The sequence below is a fragment of the Bordetella genomosp. 4 genome (assembly GCF_002261185.1).
GTDB lineage: Bacteria > Pseudomonadota > Gammaproteobacteria > Burkholderiales > Burkholderiaceae_B > Bordetella_A.
This window is the reverse complement of sequence record NZ_NEVQ01000022.1, coordinates 154216-178597: the sequence shown is the minus strand read 5'-3', so window position 1 is coordinate 178597 and position 24382 is coordinate 154216. Positions and strand designations below refer to the sequence as shown.

Annotated in this window: 26 protein-coding genes and 1 tRNA gene; 16 read left to right on the top strand and 11 right to left on the bottom strand. The window is 60.4% G+C overall.

Annotated elements, in window-relative coordinates; translation table 11 throughout:
• Nucleotides 1–10: 10 nt before the first annotated feature.
• Nucleotides 11–1312, bottom strand: coding sequence for a homogentisate 1,2-dioxygenase (gene hmgA, locus CAL20_RS22110; RefSeq protein WP_094839279.1), 1302 nt, complete (start codon nucleotides 1310–1312; stop codon nucleotides 11–13).
• Between the two features lie 190 nt (nucleotides 1313–1502).
• On the opposite strand from hmgA, the gene CAL20_RS22105 reads away from it, so the two are divergent.
• Nucleotides 1503–2411 (top strand): LysR family transcriptional regulator, encoded by a 909-nt coding sequence (locus tag CAL20_RS22105; RefSeq protein WP_094839024.1) that lies wholly within the window; start codon nucleotides 1503–1505, stop codon nucleotides 2409–2411.
• Nucleotides 2412–2425: 14 nt separating this feature from the next.
• Here CAL20_RS22105 and CAL20_RS22100 read toward each other — a convergent pair whose 3' ends face one another.
• From CAL20_RS22100 to CAL20_RS22085, 4 genes are all read right to left on the bottom strand, one after another.
• Entirely contained in the window at nucleotides 2426–2821 is a 396-nt protein-coding gene (locus CAL20_RS22100) for a RidA family protein (RefSeq protein ID WP_094839278.1), read from the bottom strand.
• A 71-nt stretch (nucleotides 2822–2892) separates the two neighbouring features.
• Nucleotides 2893–4038 (bottom strand): DSD1 family PLP-dependent enzyme, encoded by a 1146-nt coding sequence (locus tag CAL20_RS22095; protein ID WP_094839023.1) that lies wholly within the window; start codon nucleotides 4036–4038, stop codon nucleotides 2893–2895.
• Between the two features lie 29 nt (nucleotides 4039–4067).
• Nucleotides 4068–5060 (bottom strand): tripartite tricarboxylate transporter substrate-binding protein, encoded by a 993-nt coding sequence (locus CAL20_RS22090; protein ID WP_094823252.1) that lies wholly within the window; start codon nucleotides 5058–5060, stop codon nucleotides 4068–4070.
• A complete protein-coding gene (locus CAL20_RS22085) occupies nucleotides 5057–5734 on the bottom strand; it encodes an HAD-IA family hydrolase (RefSeq protein ID WP_094839022.1) in 678 nt (225 codons plus the stop codon). Before CAL20_RS22085 ends, CAL20_RS22090 begins: the two co-directional genes overlap by 4 nt.
• Nucleotides 5735–5830: 96 nt before the next feature.
• Here CAL20_RS22085 and CAL20_RS22080 point away from each other — a divergent pair, with 96 nt between their 5' ends.
• Nucleotides 5831–6727: a LysR family transcriptional regulator gene (locus CAL20_RS22080; protein ID WP_094823250.1), complete on the top strand. Its 897-nt coding sequence runs from the start codon at nucleotides 5831–5833 to the stop codon at nucleotides 6725–6727.
• 46 nt (nucleotides 6728–6773) lie between these two features.
• On the opposite strand, the gene CAL20_RS22075 is transcribed toward CAL20_RS22080, so the two are convergent.
• From CAL20_RS22075 to mutM, 4 genes are all read right to left on the bottom strand, one after another.
• The gene (locus CAL20_RS22075) at nucleotides 6774–6971 is read right to left on the bottom strand and encodes a DUF2783 domain-containing protein (RefSeq protein WP_094823249.1); all 198 of its coding nucleotides are present in this window, start codon (nucleotides 6969–6971) and stop codon (nucleotides 6774–6776) included.
• Between the two features lie 12 nt (nucleotides 6972–6983).
• Entirely contained in the window at nucleotides 6984–8708 is a 1725-nt protein-coding gene (locus CAL20_RS22070) for an FAD-dependent oxidoreductase (protein WP_094839021.1), read from the bottom strand.
• A 94-nt stretch (nucleotides 8709–8802) separates the two neighbouring features.
• A complete protein-coding gene (locus CAL20_RS22065) occupies nucleotides 8803–9756 on the bottom strand; it encodes an MBL fold metallo-hydrolase (RefSeq protein WP_094839020.1) in 954 nt (317 codons plus the stop codon).
• A gap of 289 nt (nucleotides 9757–10045) precedes the next feature.
• Complete coding sequence (gene mutM / locus CAL20_RS22060; protein ID WP_094839019.1) at nucleotides 10046–10873, bottom strand: bifunctional DNA-formamidopyrimidine glycosylase/DNA-(apurinic or apyrimidinic site) lyase; 828 nt, start codon at nucleotides 10871–10873, stop codon at nucleotides 10046–10048.
• On the opposite strand from mutM, the gene CAL20_RS22055 reads away from it, so the two are divergent.
• From CAL20_RS22055 to CAL20_RS22015, 9 genes are all read left to right on the top strand, one after another.
• A complete protein-coding gene (locus tag CAL20_RS22055) occupies nucleotides 10872–12770 on the top strand; it encodes a tetratricopeptide repeat protein (protein ID WP_094839018.1) in 1899 nt (632 codons plus the stop codon). The genes mutM and CAL20_RS22055 overlap by 2 nt on opposite strands.
• Complete coding sequence (gene lolB, locus CAL20_RS22050) at nucleotides 12767–13345, top strand: lipoprotein insertase outer membrane protein LolB (RefSeq protein WP_094823244.1); 579 nt, start codon at nucleotides 12767–12769, stop codon at nucleotides 13343–13345. The genes CAL20_RS22055 and lolB overlap by 4 nt, the downstream gene beginning before the upstream one ends.
• Nucleotides 13342–14271: a 4-(cytidine 5'-diphospho)-2-C-methyl-D-erythritol kinase gene (gene ispE, locus CAL20_RS22045; RefSeq protein WP_094839017.1), complete on the top strand. Its 930-nt coding sequence runs from the start codon at nucleotides 13342–13344 to the stop codon at nucleotides 14269–14271. Before lolB ends, ispE begins: the two co-directional genes overlap by 4 nt.
• A gap of 1 nt (nucleotide 14272) precedes the next feature.
• Nucleotides 14273–14349: transfer RNA gene (locus CAL20_RS22040), tRNA-Gln, on the top strand.
• A gap of 145 nt (nucleotides 14350–14494) precedes the next feature.
• Entirely contained in the window at nucleotides 14495–15445 is a 951-nt protein-coding gene (locus CAL20_RS22035) for a ribose-phosphate pyrophosphokinase (protein ID WP_176456590.1), read from the top strand.
• 137 nt (nucleotides 15446–15582) lie between these two features.
• Nucleotides 15583–16194, top strand: a complete 612-nt coding sequence (locus tag CAL20_RS22030) for a 50S ribosomal protein L25/general stress protein Ctc (protein ID WP_094823242.1) — start codon at nucleotides 15583–15585, stop codon at nucleotides 16192–16194.
• A 130-nt stretch (nucleotides 16195–16324) separates the two neighbouring features.
• Nucleotides 16325–16921, top strand: coding sequence for an aminoacyl-tRNA hydrolase (gene pth, locus CAL20_RS22025; RefSeq protein ID WP_094839277.1), 597 nt, complete (start codon nucleotides 16325–16327; stop codon nucleotides 16919–16921).
• Between the two features lie 5 nt (nucleotides 16922–16926).
• A complete protein-coding gene (locus CAL20_RS22020) occupies nucleotides 16927–17688 on the top strand; it encodes a CPBP family glutamic-type intramembrane protease (protein WP_094823241.1) in 762 nt (253 codons plus the stop codon).
• A 128-nt stretch (nucleotides 17689–17816) separates the two neighbouring features.
• A complete protein-coding gene (locus CAL20_RS22015; protein ID WP_256981700.1) occupies nucleotides 17817–18755 on the top strand; it encodes a siderophore ABC transporter substrate-binding protein in 939 nt (312 codons plus the stop codon).
• A gap of 64 nt (nucleotides 18756–18819) precedes the next feature.
• Here CAL20_RS22015 and CAL20_RS22010 read toward each other — a convergent pair whose 3' ends face one another.
• Nucleotides 18820–19512, bottom strand: a complete 693-nt coding sequence (locus CAL20_RS22010; RefSeq protein WP_094823240.1) for a hypothetical protein — start codon at nucleotides 19510–19512, stop codon at nucleotides 18820–18822.
• Nucleotides 19513–19656: 144 nt separating this feature from the next.
• Between CAL20_RS22010 and CAL20_RS22005 the strand changes: the two genes are divergently transcribed.
• The 5 genes from CAL20_RS22005 to modC all read left to right on the top strand — a co-directional run bounded on the left by CAL20_RS22005 (nucleotide 19657) and on the right by modC (nucleotide 23447).
• Nucleotides 19657–20151 (top strand): CesT family type III secretion system chaperone, encoded by a 495-nt coding sequence (locus tag CAL20_RS22005; protein WP_094839016.1) that lies wholly within the window; start codon nucleotides 19657–19659, stop codon nucleotides 20149–20151.
• Nucleotides 20152–20166: 15 nt separating this feature from the next.
• On the top strand, nucleotides 20167–20724 hold the full coding sequence (locus CAL20_RS22000; protein WP_094839015.1) for a hypothetical protein: 558 nt from the start codon (nucleotides 20167–20169) through the stop codon (nucleotides 20722–20724).
• A gap of 122 nt (nucleotides 20725–20846) precedes the next feature.
• Complete coding sequence (gene modA, locus CAL20_RS21995; RefSeq protein WP_094839014.1) at nucleotides 20847–21611, top strand: molybdate ABC transporter substrate-binding protein; 765 nt, start codon at nucleotides 20847–20849, stop codon at nucleotides 21609–21611.
• Nucleotides 21612–21636: 25 nt separating this feature from the next.
• The gene (gene modB / locus CAL20_RS21990) at nucleotides 21637–22314 is read left to right on the top strand and encodes a molybdate ABC transporter permease subunit (RefSeq protein ID WP_094823236.1); all 678 of its coding nucleotides are present in this window, start codon (nucleotides 21637–21639) and stop codon (nucleotides 22312–22314) included.
• Nucleotides 22315–22358: 44 nt separating this feature from the next.
• Nucleotides 22359–23447: a molybdenum ABC transporter ATP-binding protein gene (gene modC / locus CAL20_RS21985; RefSeq protein WP_094823235.1), complete on the top strand. Its 1089-nt coding sequence runs from the start codon at nucleotides 22359–22361 to the stop codon at nucleotides 23445–23447.
• Between the two features lie 14 nt (nucleotides 23448–23461).
• Here the strand turns inward: modC and CAL20_RS21980 are convergent, their stop codons facing one another.
• Nucleotides 23462–24361, bottom strand: coding sequence for a LysR family transcriptional regulator (locus CAL20_RS21980; RefSeq protein WP_094823234.1), 900 nt, complete (start codon nucleotides 24359–24361; stop codon nucleotides 23462–23464).
• Nucleotides 24362–24382: the final 21 nt, after the last annotated feature.

Below are 24382 nucleotides of genomic sequence, written 5' to 3'. Positions count from 1 at the left end.
GTCGTATCAATCAGTTAGGGGTGGAAGGCGTGAAGTGTTTTTTCAGGCCTTGCCAGCATTGGTAGTAGTCGCTTTGCAGCTCGGCGCAGGCCAGCGCTTGGCCGGTAGGCCGGATGACGCGGCGTGTTTCGAACATGAAGGCCATCGTATCGCGGATGTAATGCGCTTGTTTGGTGTCGGCGACGCTGGCTTTTTCAAAGGTTTCCGCATCCGGACCGTGACCGCTCATGCAGTTGTGCAGGCTCGCGCCGCCGGGCGCGAAGCCTTCGGCCTTGGCGTCGTAGACGCCGTGGATCAATCCCATGAATTCGCTGGCGACGTTGCGGTGAAACCAGGGTGGACGGAACGTGTCTTCCATGGCCAGCACGCGCGGCGGAAAAATGGCAAAGTCCATGTTGGCAGTGCCCGGGGTATCGGACGGTGCGGTCAGGACGGTAAAAATCGAAGGGTCCGGATGATCGAAACTGATCGAGCCCACGGTGTTGAAGCGACGCAGATCGTATTTATACGGGGCATGGGTGCCATGCCAGGCGACGACGTCCAGCGGGGAATGGTCGATCTTGGCGCGCCAGAATCCGCCGGTGAATTTGGCGATCAGTTCGAAGTCGCCCTCCACATCCTCGTACCAGGCCACAGGCGTCTGGAAATCACGAGCGTTGGCAAGGCAATTCGATCCCAGCGGTCCGAGTTCCGGCAGGCGCAGCGCCGCGCCAAAGTTCTCCAGCATATAGCCGCGAGCCTGGCCATCGGGCAGCTCCACACGCAGGCGCACGCCTCGCGGGATGACGGCGATCTCCTGGGGTTCGAGTTCGATGATGCCCAGTTCTGTGACCAGCCGCAGCCGCCCTTGTTGCGGCACGATCAGGAGCTCGCCGTCGGCGTTATAGAAAAAACGCCCTTGCATGGAGCGGTTGGCCGTATACAGATGAATACCGACACCGCTTTGCTCGCCCGGAGATCCGTTGCCGCCCCAGGTTTGTACGCCTTCGATAAAGTCGGTAGGGCTGTCAGGAATGGCCAGAGGGCTCCAGCGCAACTGATTGGGCGTGACTGGACCTGTGCCAAAGTCGCTGAGCCAGCGTGAGGCTGAGCCGAACGGCTCAAATGGCAGGTGCTGTGCCCCGGGACGGATGCGATACAGCCATGAACGGCGGTTTTCGGCGCGCGGGGCGGTAAAGGCCGTGCCTGACAATTGCTCGGCATAGAGGCCATAAGGGCAACGCTGCGGGGAGTTGCGGCCGACCGGCAATGCGCCGGGCAAGGCTTCCGTGGCCCAGTCGTTGCCAAAGCCTGATTGGTATTGCAAGGACATGATGTGAGTCTCCTGGCGCACGTATGGGTTGGCCGTCTGTGAGTGGCCGGGTGGCGCCGTGATGCAGATCTCATTGTCGGCAAAAAGTTGGGGCGTGGCTACGGGAATAGAAAAATATCGACTATAAATTTTGTGAATATTGGTACTATCGTCGAATGACGGCGCGGTGAAGGCCTCCTCAAGGAAAACCATGGCGGAATTGCGCAATATCGATCTGAACCTGCTGGTAGTGTTTCAGCATCTGCTGGAGGAACGCAATATTTCGGCTGTCGCCCGACGGCTCGATCTGTCTCAGCCCGCGGTCAGCAATGCATTGCGACGTTTGCGTACGGTGCTGGGCGATGAGTTGTTCGTGCGCACTGCGCACGGCATGCAGCCCACCCCTCAGGCAGAACGATTGGGCGGGCCTGTGGGCGAGGCGCTGGCGCTGTTGTCGCACACGCTGGATGCGACACACGATTTCCGCGCGGCCGACAGTCAGCGGCGTTTTCGTATTGCCATGTCAGACGTGGGCGAGATTCACTTCATGCCCAGGCTGATGGAGCAATGTGCGCATCACGCGCCGGGTGTGCGTATTGATTCGCTGCGGCTGTCGGGCGCGGATTTGCGTAGAGAAATGGACGCGGGCCGCGTGGATCTGGCGATAGGCGCATTCGAAGACCTGGGCAGCGGGTTTATGCAGCGCATGTTGTTTCGCCAGGGTTACGCGACGCTCTTTCGGCGTGGCCATCCCACCGCGCACGAGGGGATGGGTCTGAAGGCGTTTCGCGCCGAGCGGCATCTGGTCGTGTCGCATGCGGCGCCGTATGGTCAGGTGAATCAGTCGTTGGAAAAGGCTGGGGTGGCGCTGGATGCCCATTTCAGCGTGCCGCATTTTTCGGCCGTGCCCTATATCGTGAGCACGACCGACTTGCTCGCAACAGTGCCTAAAAAGCTGGCCGACACGGTGGCCACACATTTTCAACTCGGGCTCCTGAAGCCACCACTGCGTGTACCGGCATTGCAGACCAATCTCTATTGGCATCGGCGCTTTCATCGTGATGGCGGCAACCAATGGCTGCGCGCGATGACGATCAATACTTTCGCCGATGCGTCCTGAGTCTGCGGGCGCATTCAGGCTTTGGCGACAGCTTCCACTTCGACTTTGAAGCCATGATGCAGCGGACCGGTGGGCACGATGGCGCGCGCTGGCCGCGCCGTTCCTGCCCACTCGGCATACACCGCATTGAAGGCCGGCCAGTGCTCGACACTGTCGATATATACCCGTACCTGTACCAGGCGGTCGATGCCGCTGCCGGCCGCCTCCAATGCGGCAGCGACATTGGCCAGGACCTGGCGTGCCTGGTCCTCGAACGAGGACTCAGTCAGTTTCACGCCATCGTGCCGGATCGGCAATTGGCCCGACACATAGACCATGCCGTTAGCGACGCAGGCATGGCTGTAGTGGCCACCGGGTGTGGCCAGCGTGGAGGGCGAGACATACTGAATAGCGGTGTCGGGTAGCGGCATGGTAGAGGTGTCGGGTAGAGGGATAATGCGCGGCAGCCCGCCGGCCGCATCGATGGTCGCGGACATGGCGTTCACCAACCGTGTGCGCGATCCCAGGCCTGCAGACCGCCGTCAGGCGACAAGGCATGGTATTGCGGGAATTGCGCGCCGGTAGCGCAGGCGTGGTTGGGCAGGATGCGCAGGCGCGTGCCGATCGGGAACTGCGCCGCGACGTCCGTGCCTGCCGATGTAGCGGCTGCCACAATGCCGTGCTCTTGATTGGCGCCGATGACCGTATAGCCGGGCAGCGGTTCGCCATCGAGCGTGCATACCTGGCCGTAGCCGAAATCGTGCTTCTGCTTGCGCGTGCCTTGGTCGCGGCTCATCGCCATCCAGCCGGCATCGACGATGACCCAGCCTTTTTCAGTCTGATGGCCGATCACTGTGGTCAACACGCTGAGCGCCAGTTCGTCGGTGCGGCATACGCCGATGTTGTGCATCACCAGGTCGAAAAAGACATAGACACCGGCGCGCACTTCAGTCACGCCTTGCAGCTGCGTGGCCGACAGTGCGGTCGGTGTCGAGCCCACGCTGACCACGGGGCAGGGCAGACCGGCGGCGCGCAGGCGTTCGGCGGCGCGCACGCAGCCCGCGCGCTCCTGCTCGGCCATGGCCTCCAGTGCGGATGGCGTGTCCAGCTCATAGCTGGAACCTGCGTGGGTCAAGACCCCGCCCAACTGCATGCCGCCTTCGTGCAACGCCGTGCCCACCTCCAGCAGCGCGGCGTCTTCCGGCTTGATGCCGGAGCGATGGCCATCCGTGTCGATTTCGATCCAGACTTCGAAATGTTCACCGTGCGTGCGCCCGAAGGCCGCGATAGCCCGTGCGGACAAGGCATTGTCGGTGATGATCTTCAGATCGCAGCCGCGCTGACGCAGCGCCAGCGCAGCCGGCAGGCGGTGTTCGGCCATGCCCACGGCGTACAGAATGTCGGTGACGCCGGCCTCGAAAAACTGCTCGGCTTCTTTCAGCGTGGACACGGTCACGCCGCGCGCACCAGCAGCCAGTTGTGCCTGAGCGACCGGTATGCATTTGCTGGTCTTGACGTGCGGTCGCAGGGCTACGCCCAGCGTGTCCATGCGTTGCTGCATACGGCTGATGTTGGCCTGCATGCGCGCTACGTCGACGATGGCGGCAGGCGTGTCCAGGGAGGAGAGGGGATGAACGGAATGGGGCATAAGTTATACGTATCGTGGCGCGGAGCGCTTCAGTCTAGAAATTCTTGCTTGGCTTGCAAAGCGGGTACATCTTCGCGCAGGCCGTGCTCGATCAGTGTCGTCACCGCTTGTGGCTGAGCCGCGTCATTTTGCGGCAGGTCCACGCCTACCGCGTGCATCTGGCTGCCGAATTTCGCATCGGCTGCGGCTGCCTGCAAAGCTTGGCGCAGTGGCGCCATGGCGGACTCGGGCGTGCCGCGCGGCGCGAAGATCGCATTCCATGAGCGTACGTCCAGCGCGTAGCCGGCTTCGGCTGCAGTGCCGACGCCGGGCAACTGTGCCAGCCGCGCGTTCGAGAGTACCGCAATGGCTTTGAGCTTGCCGCCTGCGATTTGCGGCAGCGATGTGGTGGTCTGGTCGCACATGAAGTCAGTCTGCCCACCCATCAGATCGCTAATGGCTGGCGCCACGCCGCGGTATGGGACATGTGTGGCCGACTGCTTGAGCGCGGCCAGCAGCAACACGCAGCCGTAGTGCGAAATCGATCCTATGCCGGCGCTGCCATAGGTGGCTTGCCTGCCCCGGGCGGTCAGCCAGGCAGCAAACTGCTTCAAGTCGTTGGCGGGGAAATCGGCGCGAGCCAACAGCAGCATGGGCGCCGACCCAGCCAACCCTATTGGCTGAAAGTCGGCCACCGGGTCGTAGGGTAGTTTGGGATAGACGGCTGCATTGGCCACGTGAGTGCCCAGCGTGCCGAAGGCGAGCGTATAGCCATCGGCGGCGGAGCGGGCTACGCGCTGCAGACCGATGGTACCGCCCGCGCCGCCGACATTTTCCACCACGACAGATTGCCCCAATCGTGCACCCATCTGTTGGGCAAAGCCGCGCGCTAGCGCATCGCTGGGGCCGCCCGCCGGGAACGGCACCACCAGTGTGATGGGACGCTGCGGATAATCGGCTTGCTGCGCGCTTGCGGGCAGCGCGAGCAAGGCCAAACCAGACAGTGCAGTCAGTCGCAGCACCAGGCGTTGGAGCCGGTTCATGAGCGATCTCCGGCGTGTTCTGTCGCGGTGGCCTGGAAAGTCTGCAGCCACGGCAAGGCGGTTTGCAGCGTGGGCGACTGCATGTCGGGTTGCGGCGCCCCATCAGGCAAGGCCAGACCGACGCGGTTGTGCCAATAAGTACGCAAACCTACCCGCGAGGTGCCGAACAGGTCGTATCCGGAGCCCGCCACGAATGCTGCGTCGGCGGGCTTCACGTTCAGGATGTCCAGCGCCATCTGATAGGGCCGGGGGTCTGGCTTGTAGTAGCCGGCTTGCTCGGAAGTCACGACCGCATCCCATTCGATGCCCAACAGCGCAGCGGCGCGCTCACCGAGCCGCTGCGAGCAATTCGTCACGACGGCCAGGCGGCAGTGCGGACGCAATGCCTGCAGCAGCGTACGCGCACCGTCCCATGGGGGCAGGTTGTCCCAACCCGCCTCCAGCGCGGCGGGCGCGGCCTCAGCCAAACCCACAGCGCGCGCGGCATCGCGCACCAATTGCTCGTATGGCACGTAGCGCCCGCAGCCATAGGTCAGGCGCAGGTACTCGGCGCGCCAGGCTCGCCCGACTGACTCAGAGCCCGCAGCGGCATTCCAGACGGTCCAGGAATCGAGCAGCGCCGTGAGCAGGTCGAACAGCACGGCACGTGGATACGAAACAGGTGCAGCAGACATGAAAAACTCCGAGGTCGATGAGCAATGCGAGGACTATAGGCGAGACAGACCCTGTTGTGATTTAATGATTCTTCATCAATCGTTAAGCTGAGCTGAATGGTCAGGGTCGAGGATTTAGAGCTCATCGCAGCGTTGGCCCAGGCGCCGTCGCTGAGCGGGGCGGCTCGCGCGTTGAACGTGACGCCACCCGCACTGTCGATGCGGCTGCGCAAACTGGAGACTACGCTGGGCCTGGCGCTGGCAGTGCGCACCGCGCGCCGTCTGAGCCTGACGCCCGCTGGCGAGCGCTTTGCTGCGGAAGCCTCAGTCCTGCTGGCTCAATTGCAGGCGTTGCCAGAGTCGCTACAGCGCGACGACAACAGCCTGACCGGCACACTGCGGATTGCCGCGCCATTCGGTTATGGACGGCGCCACATTGCGCCGGTGCTGGCGCGCCTGGCACAGCGCTATCCGGGCTTGCGGGTGCAACTGGATCTGCGCGAGACTCCTTGGCCGGACCATCACGACGCCGACGCCGTCGTGCATATCGGCGCGGTGCGAGACTCGTCGTGGGTAGCACGGCGCCTGGCTGCCAACGAGCGCTGGCTGTGCGCCAGCCCGCAATACTTGCAAGAGTTCGGCATGCCGCGCGAGCCACGCGATCTGCTGCATCATCGCTGTATCTGTATCCGTGAAAATGACGAGGATGTCACCTTGTGGCGGTTTCGCCGGCCGGGGCGGCGCACGGCGGGGCAAAAGGCTTTTGAGACGGTGCGGGTGACAGCCGCCTACGTTTCTAACGACGGCAATGTGGCGCGAGCCTGGGCCGAGCAGGGACTGGGTATGGTGGTGCGCTCGCAATGGGATGCCGAGGCCGCCGTGGCGCGTGGCACGCTGGTGCGCGTATTACCGACGTGGCAATTAGAATCCGCCCCGGTCATATTGCTGGTGCCGGGCCGCAAAGGCCGCAGTGCGCGGGTCAAAGCCTTGCTGGCATGTTTCGACGACGCCTAGAGCCGGACTGGCCGGACCCCCGTGCCGGCGGATCCAGCCGCGGGGATCAAGGTTGCACCGACTGACGTGCTCGCTGCAGTGCCTCGCGGATGATCTCCATATCGCCAATATGATTGGCCAACAGCAGAATCAGCGCAGCATTCATTTCCGCACTTTGTTCGTCCGTCAGGCCGCTATGCGCATCGATCAGCGTCTCGTAAAAAGCATCCGGAACGGCTAAGTTGGGTTCAACAATGAGGGGCATGGCGGAACTCCTTCAAACCCGGCCCAGGGCGCGGTGCAGTGCGCCGGTCATGACAGTCTCGTCGAACTCGCGGCGGCGTGCGGCAATGTGTTGATCGGGGCGCACCAGATAGCAAGTGCCAGGGCGTGCGTCATAGCGTTGTCTCAGGCAGGCACGCTCATCCTGCACAACAGTGAAATCGTCGGGAACGGTCAACGCAGCGCTGCCATCGCTGATCAGTACGATGCGTACCGGTACAGTGCCGTGCGCCAGACGCCGCAATGCTTCCAGCGTGGCGGTGTCCGGCGTGACGGCGCCGCAAAACAGCGCCAGCACAAAGCGGCCATCCAGATACGATAGCCACCAGGATTCATTGCCTTGCGCATCACGAACGGGCGCATCGAGCGCCACAGCGCCCGGCACCATGCGGCCCGTAAATGCGCTGGCATTATTCTGAGGGGCTACGCGACCTGTCGCTTCAACAACATCTGCGTCACGCGTATTCAGCGGCGAGTCTACATAAGTGCTGGGCAATGACAGCCTTCCGCTATTGACCAGGCCGCGCGCGAAAGCATGCTCGCGCGCCAGGTTCAAGACCGCATTGCGGAAATGCCGGCTGGCCGCGCTCTTGGGCGTAATGAAATCGGTCGACCGCGTCGAGTTCAACAGGTTTTCGTCAGCAGCGTGTTCGCGCTCTGTGGCATAGGTATCGATCAAGGTTTCGGGTGCAATGCCGGCCACGACCGCTTGCAATTTCCACGCCAGGTTTTCAGCGTCCTGCACACCACTGTTTGCGCCCCGTGCGCCAAAGGGCGAGACACGATGCGCGGCATCGCCTGCAAACACAATGCGCCCGTGACGAAACGCGTCCATGCGTTCGCAGGCAAAGGTATAAACACTCGCCCATTCCAATTCAAATTGTGCCTCGGCGCCCAGCAGAGCGCGGATGCGCGGCAGGACATTGGCGGGTTTGATCGCCTCTACGGGATCGGCATTCCATCCTAGTTGAAAATCGATTCGCCACACATTATCAGGCTGCATATGCAGCAGCACCGATTGATTCGGATGAAAAGGCGGATCGAACCAGAACCACCGCTCGGCCGGGAAATCAGCGTGCATTTTCACGTCGGCAATCAGGAACCGGTCTTTGAAAACACGGCCATGGCTTTCCTGGCCCAGCAGCTTGCGAATGGGCGAACGTGCGCCATCGCATGCGACCACCCATTCTCCATGCAGTTCATACGAGCCGTCAGGCGTTTCGATACTCAAATCGACGCCGCCCGCCTGTTGCGTAACGCCCACCACTTTGTTTTTCCAGCGCAGATCGATCAATGGATGCGCCGCAGCAGCTTCGTACAAAAAGCCTTCGACATAGTATTGCTGCAAATTGATAAAGGCCGGACGTCGATGGCCGTGCTCGGGCAGCAGATCGAAACGCCATACCTCCTGATCGCGAAAGAATATTTTGCCGACGTTCCACGACACGCCCTTGCTAGTCATCCGTTCGCCTATGCCCAGGCGATCCCAGATTTCCAAGGTGCGTTTGGCAAAACAGATGGCGCGCGATCCGGTAGATAATTTGCAATCATCGTCGAGCACGACGACCGATACGCCGCGCTGCGCCAGATCCAGCGCCGTCGTCAGGCCGACAGGTCCGGCACCCACCACGATCACGCGATGCGATGCGGGCGCGGGAGCTGTCTGATCTGAATGTTTTAGATAGGCGAATTCCAACGCCTGATAATCGATATCGGTCACGCATGGTCTCCTGATGACGAGCGTTTTCGCTCATCACGGCCCGTCGCCATCTCCTCTGACGGGAGACGTGCGCGAGCCTAGCGATGCAGCAGTATCAGCCTTCCAACTGTTTCCACATCTCGATATCACGCTTGTCCGTCCAGATGCGCGGATCGTCGTAGCCGGTGGCCTCATCGTAGGCGCGCGATACATCGAACGGCATGCAATGATCAAAGATGACCCAGTCGCTATAGCGAGGCTGCATGAAGTCATAAACCTCGCGATAGATCGTCTTCAGATCTTTACCATCGGCGACCCCGCGGTTCACTGCACTGTACAGATCGGTCAGAAATGCGCGGGTACCCGCCAGCCCTTGCCGGACCTCGGTGGCATTTTTTAATGCGGGGCCGCGGCCGGGGACCATTCTCTCGGCATTGAATTGCGCGAGCGTATCCAAGGTGCCGGGCCAGTCGCGGAAATAGGCATCGCCGCAATAGGGCGTGGATTGGTATTCGACCAGATCGCCTGCAAACAGGATTTTTTGCTCGGGCAGCCAGGCGATGGTGTCACCCTTGGTGTGGCCGCGTCCGACTTGCAACAGTTGGACCTCCAGGTTGCCCAGATTCACCGTCATGGCGCCTTGAAAAGTCATCGTGGGCCACACGAGGCCGGGAGGAATGGACTCGGCATTACGGAACAGACGGGGGAACCGCCCGATTTCGCTGGCCTTGTCCTGCTCGCCGCGCTCGGCAATCAGGTCGTACGTGTCGCGGCTGGCCAGAATTTCCTGTGCGTTATAGGCCGAGGCGCCGAACACCCGCACCGCATGGTAGTGCGACAGCAGGATGTATTTGATCGGCTTGTCGGTGACCTCGCGGATGCGGCGGATGACGTCTTGTGCCATCACGGGAGTTGCCTGGGTGTCGATCACCATGACGGCCTCGTCGCCAATGATGACGCCGGTATTCGGGTCGCCCTCGGCGGTGTAGGCATAGGCGTTGTCGGACAGCTTGTCGAACGACACGACCTTGTCGGCCATGTCAGCGTGCGAAGCGAATTGTTTGCTCACGTTGTCTCCTTGTCTTATTCCGGCCGACGGGCCGCGACGATGGAGGCAATATTAAATTGCAGTTCGTTTTTATGCAATACATTCGCTATAAACGAATTTCAGCGACGAGTCCGTGGCAAGTGGGCGAAATCAGGCTCTCATCTGGATGGTCGTTCGCCGTGTCGGGCGACCGCCGCAAAGAGGTGCCATGGCCACGCGGCTGTCCCATCGCTTGATTGCGAACCGTCTGCTACGGCGGGCAGGCGCGGGCTATCCGGGGCAGGAGGGTATGCAGGGCGCGGAAGGCGGCTTATCGCCGTTGACAGCGCGGGCAGTAATAAGTAGCGCGTTGGCCTTGAACCAATCGCCGGATCAGCGTGCCGCAAACCCGGCAGGGCTGACCGTCACGTTCGTAGACGGCGGCATGGATATCGAAATAGCTGCCCGGTTGCCCGGTCGCGCCCACGTAGTCGCGCAGGGTGCTGCCGCCCGAGGCCAGCGCATCGGCCAGTGTGGCCCGGATGCTGTCGGCCAGCCTCGTGCAGCGCGCCAGGGAAACCCGGCTGGCCGGTGTGCGGGGGTCGATGCCCGCGCGAAACAGGCTTTCCGAAGCGTAAATATTACCTACGCCGACCACGGCGCTGCCCGCCAGCAAAGCCTGCTTGATGGCCATACTGCGGCCACGAAACTGCTGATGCAGCCAATTCCCGTCAAAGCGGGGATCAAAAGGCTCGATCCCCAGCTTAGCCAGCAAGGGATGGGCAACAATCGGCCCATCGCTGTCCGGGTGCCACAGCACCGCGCCAAAACGGCGTGGATCGTGCAGCCGCAGCGTGGCGTGCTCAAAAATCCAATCGACGTGATCGTGTTTACGCGGGGCCTCGTCAGACGGCACGCTGCGCAGCGACCCGGACATGCCCAGGTGCACGATCTGCGTGCCATGTTCGAAACGTAGTAACAGATATTTGCCGCGGCGCGCACATTCCAGGACAGTACGATCCGACACCAGCGAGGGCAGGTCGGCCGGGATAGGCCAGCGCATGCGGGGCTCGCGTACGACCAGGCGGCGCAGCGTCTTGCCGGTAATGACGGCGTCGATTCCGCGACGCGTTGTTTCGACTTCGGGGAGTTCCGGCATGAGCCAGTGTAAGATGATCAAACGTTGTACAGATGATTGTGCCATTAACCGGGCGGGTCGTGTGAAGTCGTCATTCAAATTAGTTCATTACCTAACTTTCGTGCTGGCGTGTGCGCTGGCGGGCTTACAGCCACTACCGGCGCTGGCTGCCGGTGCCGTTCCGGGCGATGCCACGGGACCGCGTATGGGCACTCAGCCGCGAGCCCCCGAGACCCAGGTCATACGCTTGCGGCCAGGCCAACTGCCTTATGTGTCTCTGACAGGCGACATCTTCTTTCGCATCATGGCGTCCGAAATCGCGGCGCAACGCGGCATGTACGACACGGCGGCAACGACCTTGTTGGGGCTGTCCCAGGAAACCGGCGACCCCCGTCTGGCGCGTCGTGCTCTCGAATTCCAACTCGCGGGGGGAAACCTTCCGGGCGCTTTAGCGGCTGCGCGGACCTGGTCGAGCCAGGCGCCTCGCGATCTGGAGGCCAGTTCCACTGAGCTGGCTTTGGCCGCCGCCAATGGTGAAACGACGGGGTTGTCTGCGGCATTGCGTAATCGCATTGACGCCTCTCCCAACAAGCCCGCCGCGATTGCCCAGGCGCTCGGGGTGCTCAGCCGCCTCAACGACCGCCGCCTGGCGTTGCGGATTTTGAACGAGTCGTTCAGCCCCGAGGTGCGCAAGCTGCCCGAGGCACATCTGGCACTGGCCGATGTGGCTCAGGCCGCCGGCGAGGACGCCCGCGCCGTGGCCGAGTCGCGGGCCGCATTGCGGGCCGATCCGAATTCGGAAGCCGCCGCGCAACGCGTGCTGGAATATGGCGCACGGGTCGATCCGGTCCGTGCGGAAAGCGAGGCGCGCGCTTTTTTGGCCAAACATCCTGATGCCCGTAAATTGCATTTGTCTCTGGCGGGACTGATGGCTGATCGAGGAAATTACGATGGGGCGTTGACCGAGCTGCAATTGATGTCGCGCCGCGCACCGGAGGACTTCGATCTGCTGTACCTGCAGGCGCAGTTGGCGTACAAGGCCGACCGGAAAGACCAGGCGCGCGCACTGCTCCAGGAGTATCTGGACGTCCAGAATCAACGCCAGGAGGCCATCGCCGAAGGGGCAACCGATGCCGGCGCCGCCGAGGCCGATGCGCGCGTTCTGCTCTCGCGTATCGCCGAGGACCAAGGCCAATACGACGAGGCGATCTCACAGTTGGGCCAGATCGACGATCCTGCACTGCGTTATTCAGCGCAAATGCGTCAGGCGGGATTGCGCGCCAAACAAGGGCGTGTGAACGAGGCGCTGACGATGGTCGACGCTGCGCAGCCCAATGACGAAGACGACCAGATTCAGGGCGTGCTGACCAAGGCGCAGATATTGCGCGACGCGGATCGCATCGACGAGGCGGTGAAGGTCCTGGAGGCGGCCAATCAGGCTCAGCCCGACACGATAGAGATCAAATACGAACTGGCGATGATGTACGAACGCCAGGGGCGCTATAAAGAACTGGAAACACAGCTGCGGCAGGTCATCGCGCTCGATCCCGATCATGCGCATTCGTACAACGCCTTGGGTTATACCCTGGCCGATCGCAATGAGCGTTTGCCCGAGGCCTTGGACCTGATTACCCAGGCGCTCGAGTTGCTGCCCGACAATCCATTTGTGCTGGACAGCATGGGTTGGGTCAAATTCCGTATGGGCGATAGTCAGGCGGCGGCAGACTACTTGTCGCGCGCCTATGCGCAACAGCCCGAGCCCGATATTGCCGCTCATTGGGCTGAGGTCCTATGGGCCCAGGGGCAACGCGCAAAAGCTACGGAATTATTGCAATCCGGGTTCAAAAAAGATCCGAAAAACCGTACGGTGTTAGACACCGCCAAACGGCTCGGTGTGAAGCTTGAGGGCGCGAAATGACCTGGAGTTTCACAAGATTGCGCGCCTGGCTGTTTGTGGGGGCTTGTGCTTTGGTGACGGCGTGCACCAGCGTGCCCGAGGCGCCCTTGAGTACGGGCGATGGCGCGTTCTCCCGTAACGGCCGTTTCGCGATCACCGTCACAGAGTCCGATGGGCAACAGAAGGCCGTGCAGGGCGGATTCAACTGGCACGACGATGGCAGCCGCTATCGACTGGATCTGACCTCCCCCTTAGGGTCTATCGAGGCGCGCGTCGAAGGACGCCCAGGACACGCCACGCTGACCAAGGCCGACGGCGCCGTTTACGAGGCCCGCAACCCCGACGAATTGGCCGAAGAAGCCCTCGGCGGCCCGATTCCTGTATCGAATCTGCGCGCTTGGATGCGTGGCCGTGTTGCCGATACGTCGGCCATGGATGTGCAGCGTGACGAATTGGGTCATCCCGTCTCGTTCCAGCAAGACGGCTGGCAAGCCCGTCTGTCGCGTTACGACACGCAGGGCCCTGGCCTGCTGGTGTTGCAGCGTGCCGAGCCGGGCCGCCGCATTGCGGTACGGCTGGCGGTTGATCAGCCATGATGTATGACGTTCCGGCGCCGGCCAAGCTGAATTTATTTCTGCATGTGCTCGGCCGCCGTGCCGATGGATACCATCTGCTGCAGACGGCGTTCCGGTTCATTGATCTATGTGACACGCTGCATTTCGAAGCGCGCAGCGATGGCCGCATCGAGCGCGTTTCAGAACTGCCCGGCGTGCCCCCCGAGCAAGACCTGACAGTGCGCGCGGCCCGCGCGCTGCAACGGGCGACCGGCGTTCGGCAGGGGGTCAATATCGCTCTCGAAAAACAGATTCCTCAAGGCGGGGGCCTGGGCGGGGGGTCCAGCGATGCGGCCTCGACACTGATTGCATTGAATCGTCTGTGGGGTACGGGCCTGTCACGCCGCGAGCTCATGGCTTTGGCCTTGCCGTTAGGCGCTGACGTCCCGGTGTTTGTGTTCGGGCAATCTGCTTTCGCCGAGGGTGTCGGGGAAATCCTGTCTCCGCTGGATCTGCCTGCCGCGACCTATCTGGTCGCCCAACCTGACACGAGCGTGCCCACCGCAAATATTTTTTCCGATCCGGATTTGACAAGAGATTCTTCTTCCGTCACAATAGCGGACTTTCTTGCTTCACAAAGTTTTGGTGCGGATGCTTCAGGGCAGGCGGCGCCGGGATTTTTCGGCAGAAACGACTTGGAACCGGTGGTTTACCGGCGCTATCCAGAGGTTTCTCAGGCAGCGCAGTGGCTATCGGGGCGTGGTATCCACGTCCGCATGTCGGGGTCTGGTGCGTGTTTGTTCGCCCAGTTTTCGACAGCCAGACAGGCCGTTTTGGCGGAGCACGAAATTACCGCTACAATGCGCGTCGCTGGTAAATTAACTAGCAACACGCAAGTCGGGTTCAGATTGATACGGGTATGTCCCGGGTTAGCTGAACACCCGTTGCGGGACTGGATCGCAAGATAGTTGGGGAGTCGCCAAGCTGGTTAAGGCACCGGATTTTGATTCCGGCATGCGAAGGTTCGAATCCTTCCTCCCCAGCCAAAAATTTCAATAAAAAAGCTGTTGAACGCGCCTGTCAGACACTGGCCTCGGTTCAGCAGCTTTTTTATTTGCCGGATTTCCGGCGTGTCTTCGTATAGCAGTACACGTTTTCGCGTCTTAACCGACCATCGCAGCAGCTTCCATCATGGCAAACGACAGCTTCATGATCTTCACCGGCACAGCCAACACCCGCCTGGCTGTGGACGTAGTCAACCATCTGGATATGTCGCTCGGCAAAATGACCGTCGGCCGATTTTCCGATGGCGAGGTGATGGTTGAAATCAACGAAAACGTGCGCGGCAAAGACGTTTTTGTTTTGCAGCCCACCTGTGCACCTACCAATGACAACCTGATGGAAATCATGGTCATGGTCGATGCCTTGCGCCGCGCTTCGGCTGGCCGCATCACAGCAGCCATTCCGTATTTCGGCTATGCCCGCCAAGACCGCCGCCCGCGTTCGGCACGTGTGGCGATCTCGGCCAAGGTCGTAGCCAACATGCTCCAGGTCGCCGGCGTTGACCGCGTGCTGACTATGGACCTGCATGCTGACCAGATTCAGGGTTTCTTCGACATTCCGGTCGACAACATTTACGCCGGTCCGATTTTGCTGGGCGACATTTGGCGCCGCAATTTCTCCAACCTGGTCGTGGTGTCGCCCGATATCGGTGGTGTGGTGCGTGCCCGCGCGTTGGCCAAGCAGCTCGAAGCCGACCTGGCCATCATCGACAAGCGCCGCCCCCGTGCGAACGTGTCCGAGGTCATGAACATCATCGGCGAAGTCGATGGCCGTACCTGCATCATCATGGATGACATGGTGGATACCGCCGGCACGCTGTGCAAGGCCGCCCAGGCCCTGAAAGACCGTGGCGCCGGCGCTGTTTACGCGTATTGCACGCACCCGGTGTTGTCCGGTGGCGCGATCGACCGCATCGAGAGCTCCGAGCTCGACGAACTGGTCGTGACCGACACCATCCCGCTGTCCGAACAAGGCCAAGCCAGCAGCAAGATCCGCCAGTTGTCCTGCGCGGCGCTGTTGGGCGAAACCATTCTGCGTATTTCCAACGCCGAGTCGGTCAGTTCGCTGTTTACCGACTGACGTTATCGACGTCGGTCCCAATTTCGAATTTGCCCGCTTGCTGGTCGCGGCAGGGGGGCGAACAACACGGTACGCATGTCGCGTGCCGTGTCACTTAACCGGCAGTGTCGCCACTGCCAGATTGTCTGGAGTCATCCATGAAATTCAATGCCACTGCGCGTAGCGTCCAGGGTTCGAGTGCGAGCCGCCGCCTGCGCCGCGCGGGCCGCGTTCCTGCCATCGTTTATGGCGGTAAGGCTGCCCCCCTGAACATCGAACTCGACCACAACGAAATCTTCCACGCCCTGCGCAAAGAAGAATTCCACGCCTCGATCCTGCAAATGCAGGTCGACGGCAACAAGGCAGAACCCGTTCTGCTGCGTTCGGTTCAATGGCACGCCTACAAGCCGCAAGTCTTGCACGTCGACTTCCAACGCGTCGATGCCAGCCAAGCCCTGCACACCAAGGTGCCCCTGCACTTCATCAACGGCGACGAATCGCCCGCCGTCAAGCTGAGCAACGCCATCATCAGCCACGTGGTTACCGAACTGGAAATCACCTGCCTGCCGGCCGCCTTGCCTCAGTTCATCGAAGTCAACCTGGCTGACCTGCTGGGCGGCGCTTCGGTGCACTTGGCCGACATCAAGCTGCCCAAGGGCGTGAGCTATGTCGCGCACGGTGGTGATGCCAACCCGTTGTTGGCCACGGCTTTGGTCAAAGGCGGCGGTGCTGCTGCCGATGACGAAGGCGAAGCTGCTGCTGAAGCCTAAGCCTTTGTGCTCGGCCTGAGCCGAGCGCTAGCGCAAACCCTGCGTATGCTTCTGCATTCGCAGGGTTTTGTTTTTTGCCTTGCAGCGATACGAGGGCAAAAGACGACCGTTCCCCTTTATCATGCTCACCATGTCTACTGCTATCCGTCTCATCGTGGGCCTGGGTAACCCCGGTCCGGATTACGAAACCACCCGTCATAACGCCGGATTCTGGCTGGCCGACCATCTGGCTGATGATTTGCATGCCAGCTTCAGCCTGGAAAAGAGTTTCTTTGGTCTGGTCGCCAAAGCGCGTCACGCCGGCGAAAACGTATTGCTGGCCAAGCCCATCACCTACATGAACCGCTCGGGGCAGTCGGTGGGCGCATTGGCGAGGTTTTACAAGCTCACGCCCGAACAGATATTGGTGTTGCATGACGAACTGGATCTGCTGCCAGGTCAAGTGAAATTGAAACAGGGCGGCGGCCATGCAGGCCACAATGGCCTGAAAGACATCCAGGCCGCGCTGGGCAGTCCGAATTTCTGGCGCCTGCGCATCGGTATCGGTCATCCTCGTTCATTGGGCCTGGCACAGCAGGTCGCCGATTTTGTTCTGCATCCGCCGCGTCGAGACGAGCAGACCGCTATCGACGAGGTGATTCGCCGTTGCCGCGTCGTCGTGCCGGCTATGTTGGACGGCGATATAGAGCGTGCCACGCGCGAGTTGCATAGCGGTAATTCGGCCTGAGCGAAATGAACACGACCCCGGCCACTCCGCAAGGCAAGATGCGATTCCGACAAGAGCTCGCCGATTTCTGGCATTTTTTTCGCCAGCCGGATTTGCGCCGTTTGCCGGGCCGCCGCGCCAGCAGCGGATTAGCCAGCGATTGGTGGCCGGGCATTCCGCTCGGCCGTCTGCTCGCCTGGGCTGCAGTGTTGTGGCTGCTGAACTTCATCGCATTGGGGCCGCTCGCCGTTCTGGCGGCGAACTCCGGCGGCGCAGCGCATCGTATGGATCCCGCCGCGATCCCGTGGCTGACCGCGATCTTGTGGGCGCCATTGATCGAGGAAATGCTGTTTCGCTATGGCTTGCGCCGGCCTCGCCAGGCTTTATGGGTGTGTCCTGCCATGTTGCCGCCTTTGTTGTGGGGCGTGCAGGGATGGACGATCGCATGGGCTGTTGCAGTCATATTGCTGGCCAGCCTGCCACTGCGGCGTGGCCATATCAAACGATCAGGCTGGCAGATGGATTGGCGTCGCTATTACCGTTGGCGCTTCGGCTGGGTCTATCACTTGTCCGCACTGATCTTCGCCGCGGTGCATCTGAATAATTTCCGCCTGGCCGATGTTCCCTATTGGATGTTGCCTATGCTGGTCTTGCCTCAATGGTCGGCGGGATTGGTAGTGGGCTGGATGCGCGTGCGGCGAGGCATCGGCGCAGCCATTCTTTTGCATGGCATTTTCAATTCCGGCCCGATATTGATCATCATGCTGGTCTTGAATAGAACGGGATAATCAGTTGTTTCAGCGTGTTTAGCTCTTTGTAAGCTTTACGGGTATTGCCCATACAATGAATATTGATAATCAATATCATTAGAAAGCAGTGGCGATGTCGTCACGCTCGCACAAGGAGTACCTTCGCTGTGAAATCCCGGATATTGCTGGCCGCCTCGGCGCTGGCCTCGTTTTCTTCATTTGCCTTTGAATTGCCGCAAGGAAATGGCCTGGGGGCTCCTCTGGTGTTGCCTGCCACGCCAGAAAAAATCGTGACCTTCGATCTCGGTGTGCTGGATACGCTGCATACCTTGGGCATCCCTGTTGTCGGCGTACCGTCGTCCACCTACGAGGGCGCACTGGCCGGCTTTAGCAAGACGACAGTCGTCGGTACGCTGTTTGAGCCAAACTACGCGTTGTTGAAACAGATCAAGCCTGACTTAATCATCGCTGGCGGACGTACTCAAAAAGCGCTGCCCGAACTGCAGAATATCGCACCGACCATCAGTTTTTCCGCAGATCCACGGGCATTTCTTTCCTCGGTGACGGCTAGTACCGAGGCTATCGGCACAGCCTTTGATAAGCAAGCCCAGGCCAGGGCGGCCGTCTCCAAACTCAATGGGACCGTAGAGCAATTACATGCGGTGACCAAAGGCAAAACCGGCCTCTTTCTGTTCGTTATCAACGGCAATGTGATGACCCACGCGCCGGGGGAGCGCTTTGGATACGCATATGAATTGTCCGGGTTGAGCGCCGTGTTGCCACCGGCAGATCCCGCTGCCTCAGCGCAGCCCCGTCCAGAGCCCGGGTCTCCCGCAGCGAAGGCCGCCGCCGCCAAGCGAGCCGAGACGCTCGCCAAGGCGACCCAGGCCGATCCCGATTGGCTCATCGTATTGGATCGCGGCGCCATCAATGGAGGTAAAAAAACCGCTGCCGATACCTTGGCTAAACACCCGGCGTTGAGTCAGACGCGTGCCTACAAGACGGGCCACGTCTACTACGCGGATCCGAACGCGTGGTACGTAGTGACGACGGGCGTATCGAATGTGCAGACGATTGCCGCCGACATGCTAGAGGCCATGAAGTAAACGTACGCCACTAGCGTGCCTATCAGCGGGACCAAAAAGGCGGGAGCAATACCCGCCTTTTTTCTTAGAAGGTATAAGCGACCCCGACGCTTACGACGGGATACCAACGCACCTTGTTCGCCATTCTTTCGATTTCACGCTTTTGCTGGTTCACACCGTCTCTCACTTGCTGAATGTTGACATTGCGCAGCTTTTCAGGCGGCTCAGCGCTGACTCTGGCGTTGCCTTGATAGAGCACGCCGATATCTGCTGCAAAGCTGAATCCTTCTTTTGTGACGTTGTGGTATCCGATTCCCAGATAGGGGGCGACTGGCGCATAGTCGACCCTGACCGAGCTTTTCCCTAATTGCTTGCCGTCTATCTGGACCACGTGATTGCCGATGCGATGAGAGAACGTACGATCGAGAACGCCGCTCGCAGAAATGTGGTTGTTATTTCTGTACAAGCCCGCGGTCACATGGAAACCATTGTCCAGCGGATAGTAGTCAAACAACAAGCCGAGGGATTTCAAATGGATATCCGCATCGTATTCGACATTGTCGAGCTTGAACGATCTGTCAAAACCAAACTGGTTCCAAGAGGCGCGTAGGCTGAAATCATGATCAGATCGATACCCCACCTGTGCGCTCACCCCTTGCGTGCCAATTTGGGGAGAGACAAACCATGATGACGCCGATACGCTCTTGGGGCACAGAGCGACAAGAGTCAATAAGAGAAAGCACAAACCCAGCCGGCCAGACGATTCTGTTTGCATCATGTCTTCGTGCGTTGCAGATTAACGGAATCCGTGAGTGGCCTGTTTCCCGATTGGGTTCCACAAATCAACGACAACTCATCGCCGGAACCTTATGTAATCCGTGGTTACTCACGCAGCGTTCTCTGCTTTTTTTGGATACGCATAATGTCAACGGACTCGGTTGCACGTTTACGTGATTGGGGAAGTTCTCTCGAACAAGCGCTAGGAATCCCAATCGTCATCGATCAGAACGGCATGCTTGCCTTGACGACCAAGGGTGGGAACGTCTTTAGCGTTGCGCCGGCGCCTGTCCCGATGGGATTGATCTTTACCGGCATCCTAGGTATGGCCGATGAGACGGTGCCTGCCAGCACCCTCCGAGCGTTGCTGATGGTCAATATGGCAACGAGTCTGTCAGGCATGGCCAGCGTGGGCGTCGCGCCGGTGACCCACGAAATTTTGCTGAAACTGACGTGGATGCCGAACGAGACGAGTTGGACCGAGCCGGCATTTACCGGCGTGCTGATTGCTTTTGCCGAGCATGTCGATGCATTGGCGGCTGCTGTTCGCGATGGCGAGCTGGAGCCGATACTGGCTCTTGCCTCTGTCGCCGATCCGTCTGTTGTGGCATCGGCAACGAATCCTACTGACGTGGCTTAAAAGGACGGATCGATTATGCAATTCCCTTCTGTTGGCGGGTCAGTGGTGCCCGGCATGTATGACATTGACCCCGATTTCCCGAAGGACGTCAAAGACCTCGGCTGCGATCTGGTCAAGCTGGTAGCGGACGTACTGAGCGTCGAATCGGTGGCGCATGCGAGCCGGGAAAGCCTGCGAAACGCGGGCAGCATGGCGCAGGACTCCGTCTTGGCCGCTTTCGGTACATGTTCTACAGCGATCGCTGTCGCCAACTGTATGACAAGCGGCCTTTTCAGCCCGAGTGCGCTGTCAGCGGTGGCCAATAGTTTGAATGTGACGGCCTTGGCGGACCGTGCGGTGCAGTCGGCAGCAGGCATCGGGATAGGGGCCGCAAATTACCAGGCTATGACCGGGAGGTTAGTGACAGCGGCGACGCTGGTCTCGCGGGCGTATCAAGGCGATGTGCCAGGCGTGGTCCTTTCTGGTGGAAAACTGGTAACCAGCGTCGCTTGCACAGGCAGTGCTCTTGCGCAGGTACTGGTCGCTGCGGATATGCTCTACTCCAACTCAGGTTGGCTCCCGATAGGAAAATAAGCAGAGGAGACTAGCGCAGACGGCCGATCAGGTACTTTCAATGAATGGCATGATGTAGATTTCGTTATATAGTTGTGTATATAGCGAAATCACAGTGCTTTCTTTTGTAGGGTGACTCTGTCATGGCTGCCATGCGCTTTGCCGTCGTTTTGACTGCTGGTCTGTTGTCTGTATCCACATCCGCGTTGGCCGCAGAGGTGCAAGTCGCCGTCGCCGCCAATTTCACTGCGCCGTTGCAGGCCATCGCCAAGCAATTCGAGTTGGACACGGGCCACCGGGTTCGAGCCTCCTTTGGCGCCACGGGCCAGTTTTATTCGCAAATCAAGAACGGTGCGCCCTTCGAGGTGTTCCTGGCCGCCGATGATGATCGGCCTGCCAGACTCGAGTCCGAAGGCGATACCGTGCCGGGCTCGCGGTTTACTTATGCGGTAGGGACATTGGCGTTGTGGTCCGCCCAGCCCGGTTATGTCGATGATCAGGGCGGTGTCTTAAAGAAAAATGCATTCCGGCATGTGGCGATCGCCAATCCGAAAGCCGCGCCGTATGGCTTGACTGCTGTGCAAGTGATGCAAAAGCTCGGCTTGGCCGACACCTTGAAACCCAAAATTGTCGAGGGACAGAGCATTGGGCAGGCCCAGCAATTTGTCGGCTCGGGCAACGCCGAACTGGGCTTTGTCGCCTTGTCGCAAATCTACAAGGACGGCAAACTGACCTCCGGCTCGGCGTGGATCGTGCCGGGTGATTTGCATGACACCATCAAACAGGACGCCGTGGTGCTGGCCAAGGGCAAAGACAATCCCGTGGCTGCGGAGTTCGCGGCATACCTGAAAGGCCCCAAAGCCGCCGAGATTATTAAGTCCTACGGGTACCAATTAGGCGGACAATAGGCGTATCTCGCCGTCCCTGTCTCTTATGCCCTTAGACTCCGCCGATTTGGCCGCAATCTGGTTGACGTTGAAACTGGCGTCTCTGGTGACCGTGTTGTTGTTGATCGTTGGCACGCCCATTGCCTGGTGGCTGGCGCATACCCGGTCCCGTCTGAAAGGCCCGATCGGCGCCGTAGTCGCCTTGCCGCTGGTATTGCCGCCGACGGTGCTGGGTTTTTATCTACTGGTGCTGATGGGGCCCAACGGCTGGATTGGTCAGGTCACGCAGTCATTGGGCTTGGGGATATTGCCGTTCACCTTTGCCGGGCTGGTGGTCGCGTCGGTCATTTACTCGTTGCCCTTTGTGGTGCAGCCCCTGCAAAACGCTTTCGAAGCCATCGGGCGCCGTCCGCTGGAGGTCGCGGCCACATTGCGAGCCAGCCCCTGGGACTGTTTTTTTTCCATTGTGTTGCCGATGGCGCGGCCTGGATTTATCACGGCTGCGATTCTGGGATTTGCCCATACGGTAGGTGAGTTCGGCGTCGTGCTGATGATGGGAGGCAACATCGAAGGCAAAACGCGCGTTGTCTCCGTGCAGATTTATGATCATGTCGAGGCGCTGGAATATGCGCAGGCGCATTGGCTGGCAGGGGGCATGGTCGCGTTTGCATTTGTGGTGTTGCTGTTGCTGTATACGCGCCGGCGCACTGCGTCGCTGTGGTGACGGGCGGACCACACATGTCACATCCGCCTGCCCCTGACACACCAATGAGTACGGGTATCGAAGCCCGCTTTCGCGTGGACTACGCCGGGTTTTCGCTCGACGTCGATCTGGCTCTGCCGGGCCGCGGCGTGTCGGCGTTATATGGGCATTCCGGCTCGGGCAAGACGACGTGCTTGCGGTGTATGGCCGGGTTAGCTCCGGTGTCGCGAGGTTATCTGCGCATCAATGGCGAGGTCTGGCTGGATACGGAGGCCGGGATTGCCGTACCGACGCATCGCCGATCGCTGGGCTATGTTTTTCAAGAGGCCAGTCTGTTTGACCATATGACGGTCCAGCGTAATCTGGCGTTTGGCCTGAACCGTATTCCTGCGGCAGAGCGCCGCGTCGATCTGTTGCAGGCAGCGGAGCTGCTGGGGATCGCTCATCTATTGGAACGCATGCCTGCCGGGCTGTCTGGCGGCGAACGCCAGCGTGTCGGGATCGCCCGGGCGCTGTTGACCAGCCCCCGTCTGTTGTTGATGGATGAACCCTTGGCGTCCCTGGATGTCGCGCGCAAACAGGAAATTCTGCCTTATCTCGAACGGCTGCATGGCGAGCTCGATATTCCCGTGATCTATGTCAGTCACTCGCCCGACGAGGTAGCGCGCCTGGCCGACCACCTGGTGTTGTTGAGCGCCGGGCGGGCTATGGCGAGCGGCGCGATTGCGCAGATGCTGACGCGTCTGGATTTGCCATTGGCCATGGCGGATGACGCTTCTGTCGTGGTGTCTGGAACAGTCGCCGGATTCGATCCTGGCTATCAGCTGATGTCTGTGCGATTACCCGGCAGCGTGTCGTGCTTGCGCGTGGTGCACGGGCGCTTGCCGCCGGGTACCGCTGCTCGTTTGGCCGTCAAGGCGCGTGACGTGAGCATCACGCTCGTGCATCCAGAGCAGAGCAGTATTGTGAATGTGATCCCTGTGCGCGTGCAGGACATGGCGTCCGCCGATCATCCTGACCACATTCTGGTGCGTCTGGATGCCGACGGCACCCCATTATTGGCGCGGATTACCCGTTATTCGCGTGACCAATTAGGCTTGGTGCCGGGCACGCATGCCTGGGCGCAGATCAAAGCGGTATCGGTGTTGGCTTGATCGATGAGCACCGCTCACGCAAACAGATGCTGCATATCCAGACCGCGAATGATGTCAGCAGTGGACTCGACCAGCGGCGGCAGGCTCTGACGATCGGGGGTGGCCAGGGTCAGGTTATTCATGATGACGGGATCTGTGATGGTCGAGCAGATCAGATCATCTCGCCCTTGGATGTCGTGTAACGCCGATCGCGGCAGGATGGTGTACAGACTGTCCTGGGTCATGGTTTCCAGAATGGTGTGCACCACATCGACTTCGGCGATGACGTCTAACGATACATTGAGCTCGCGGCAGGTTTTCTCGACCAGTGCCCGGATGGTGTTTGGGGCGCTAGGCAATACCAGGGGATAGCGCCCCAGATCCCGTGCGCGAACGCTGGACGGCGGGGCCGGCCGGCACGATCTCGTGTAGGCCAGGACGAGATCTTCGCGGTAGACCGACTCGTAGCGCACCAGCGTCGATGGGGGCGGGTCGTACAGCAGCGCCAAGTCGACGCGGTCTTTGACCAGCCATTCGTTCATTTCCAGGCTCAAACCCTCTGCCAGTGTCAGTGCAGCCGCAGGGTGTTTGCGGCGAAATGCCTGCATGATGTGGGGCGCCAATCGACGCGCCACGCGATGCGGCATGGCGAGACGGACCTTGTCCTGAGAGGTCGAGGCAAAGGCGCGCATATCGTGTTTCGCATGTTGCGCCAGATCATCCAACGTCTGCGCATGCGCCAGAAAACGCAAGCCGGCTGGCGTGGGCTCAACGCCACGGCCGGTGCGGATCAGCAGATGATGGCGCAGTTCCGCCTCCAGCAACTGGATCTGCCGGCTGAGCGAGGGCTGTGACAGTCCCAGCACCTCGGCGGCGCGAGACAGGCTGCGCATTTCGCAGGCCACGATGAAATAGCGGATTTGCTTGAGATCCATAGACACAATGGTATACGTTTT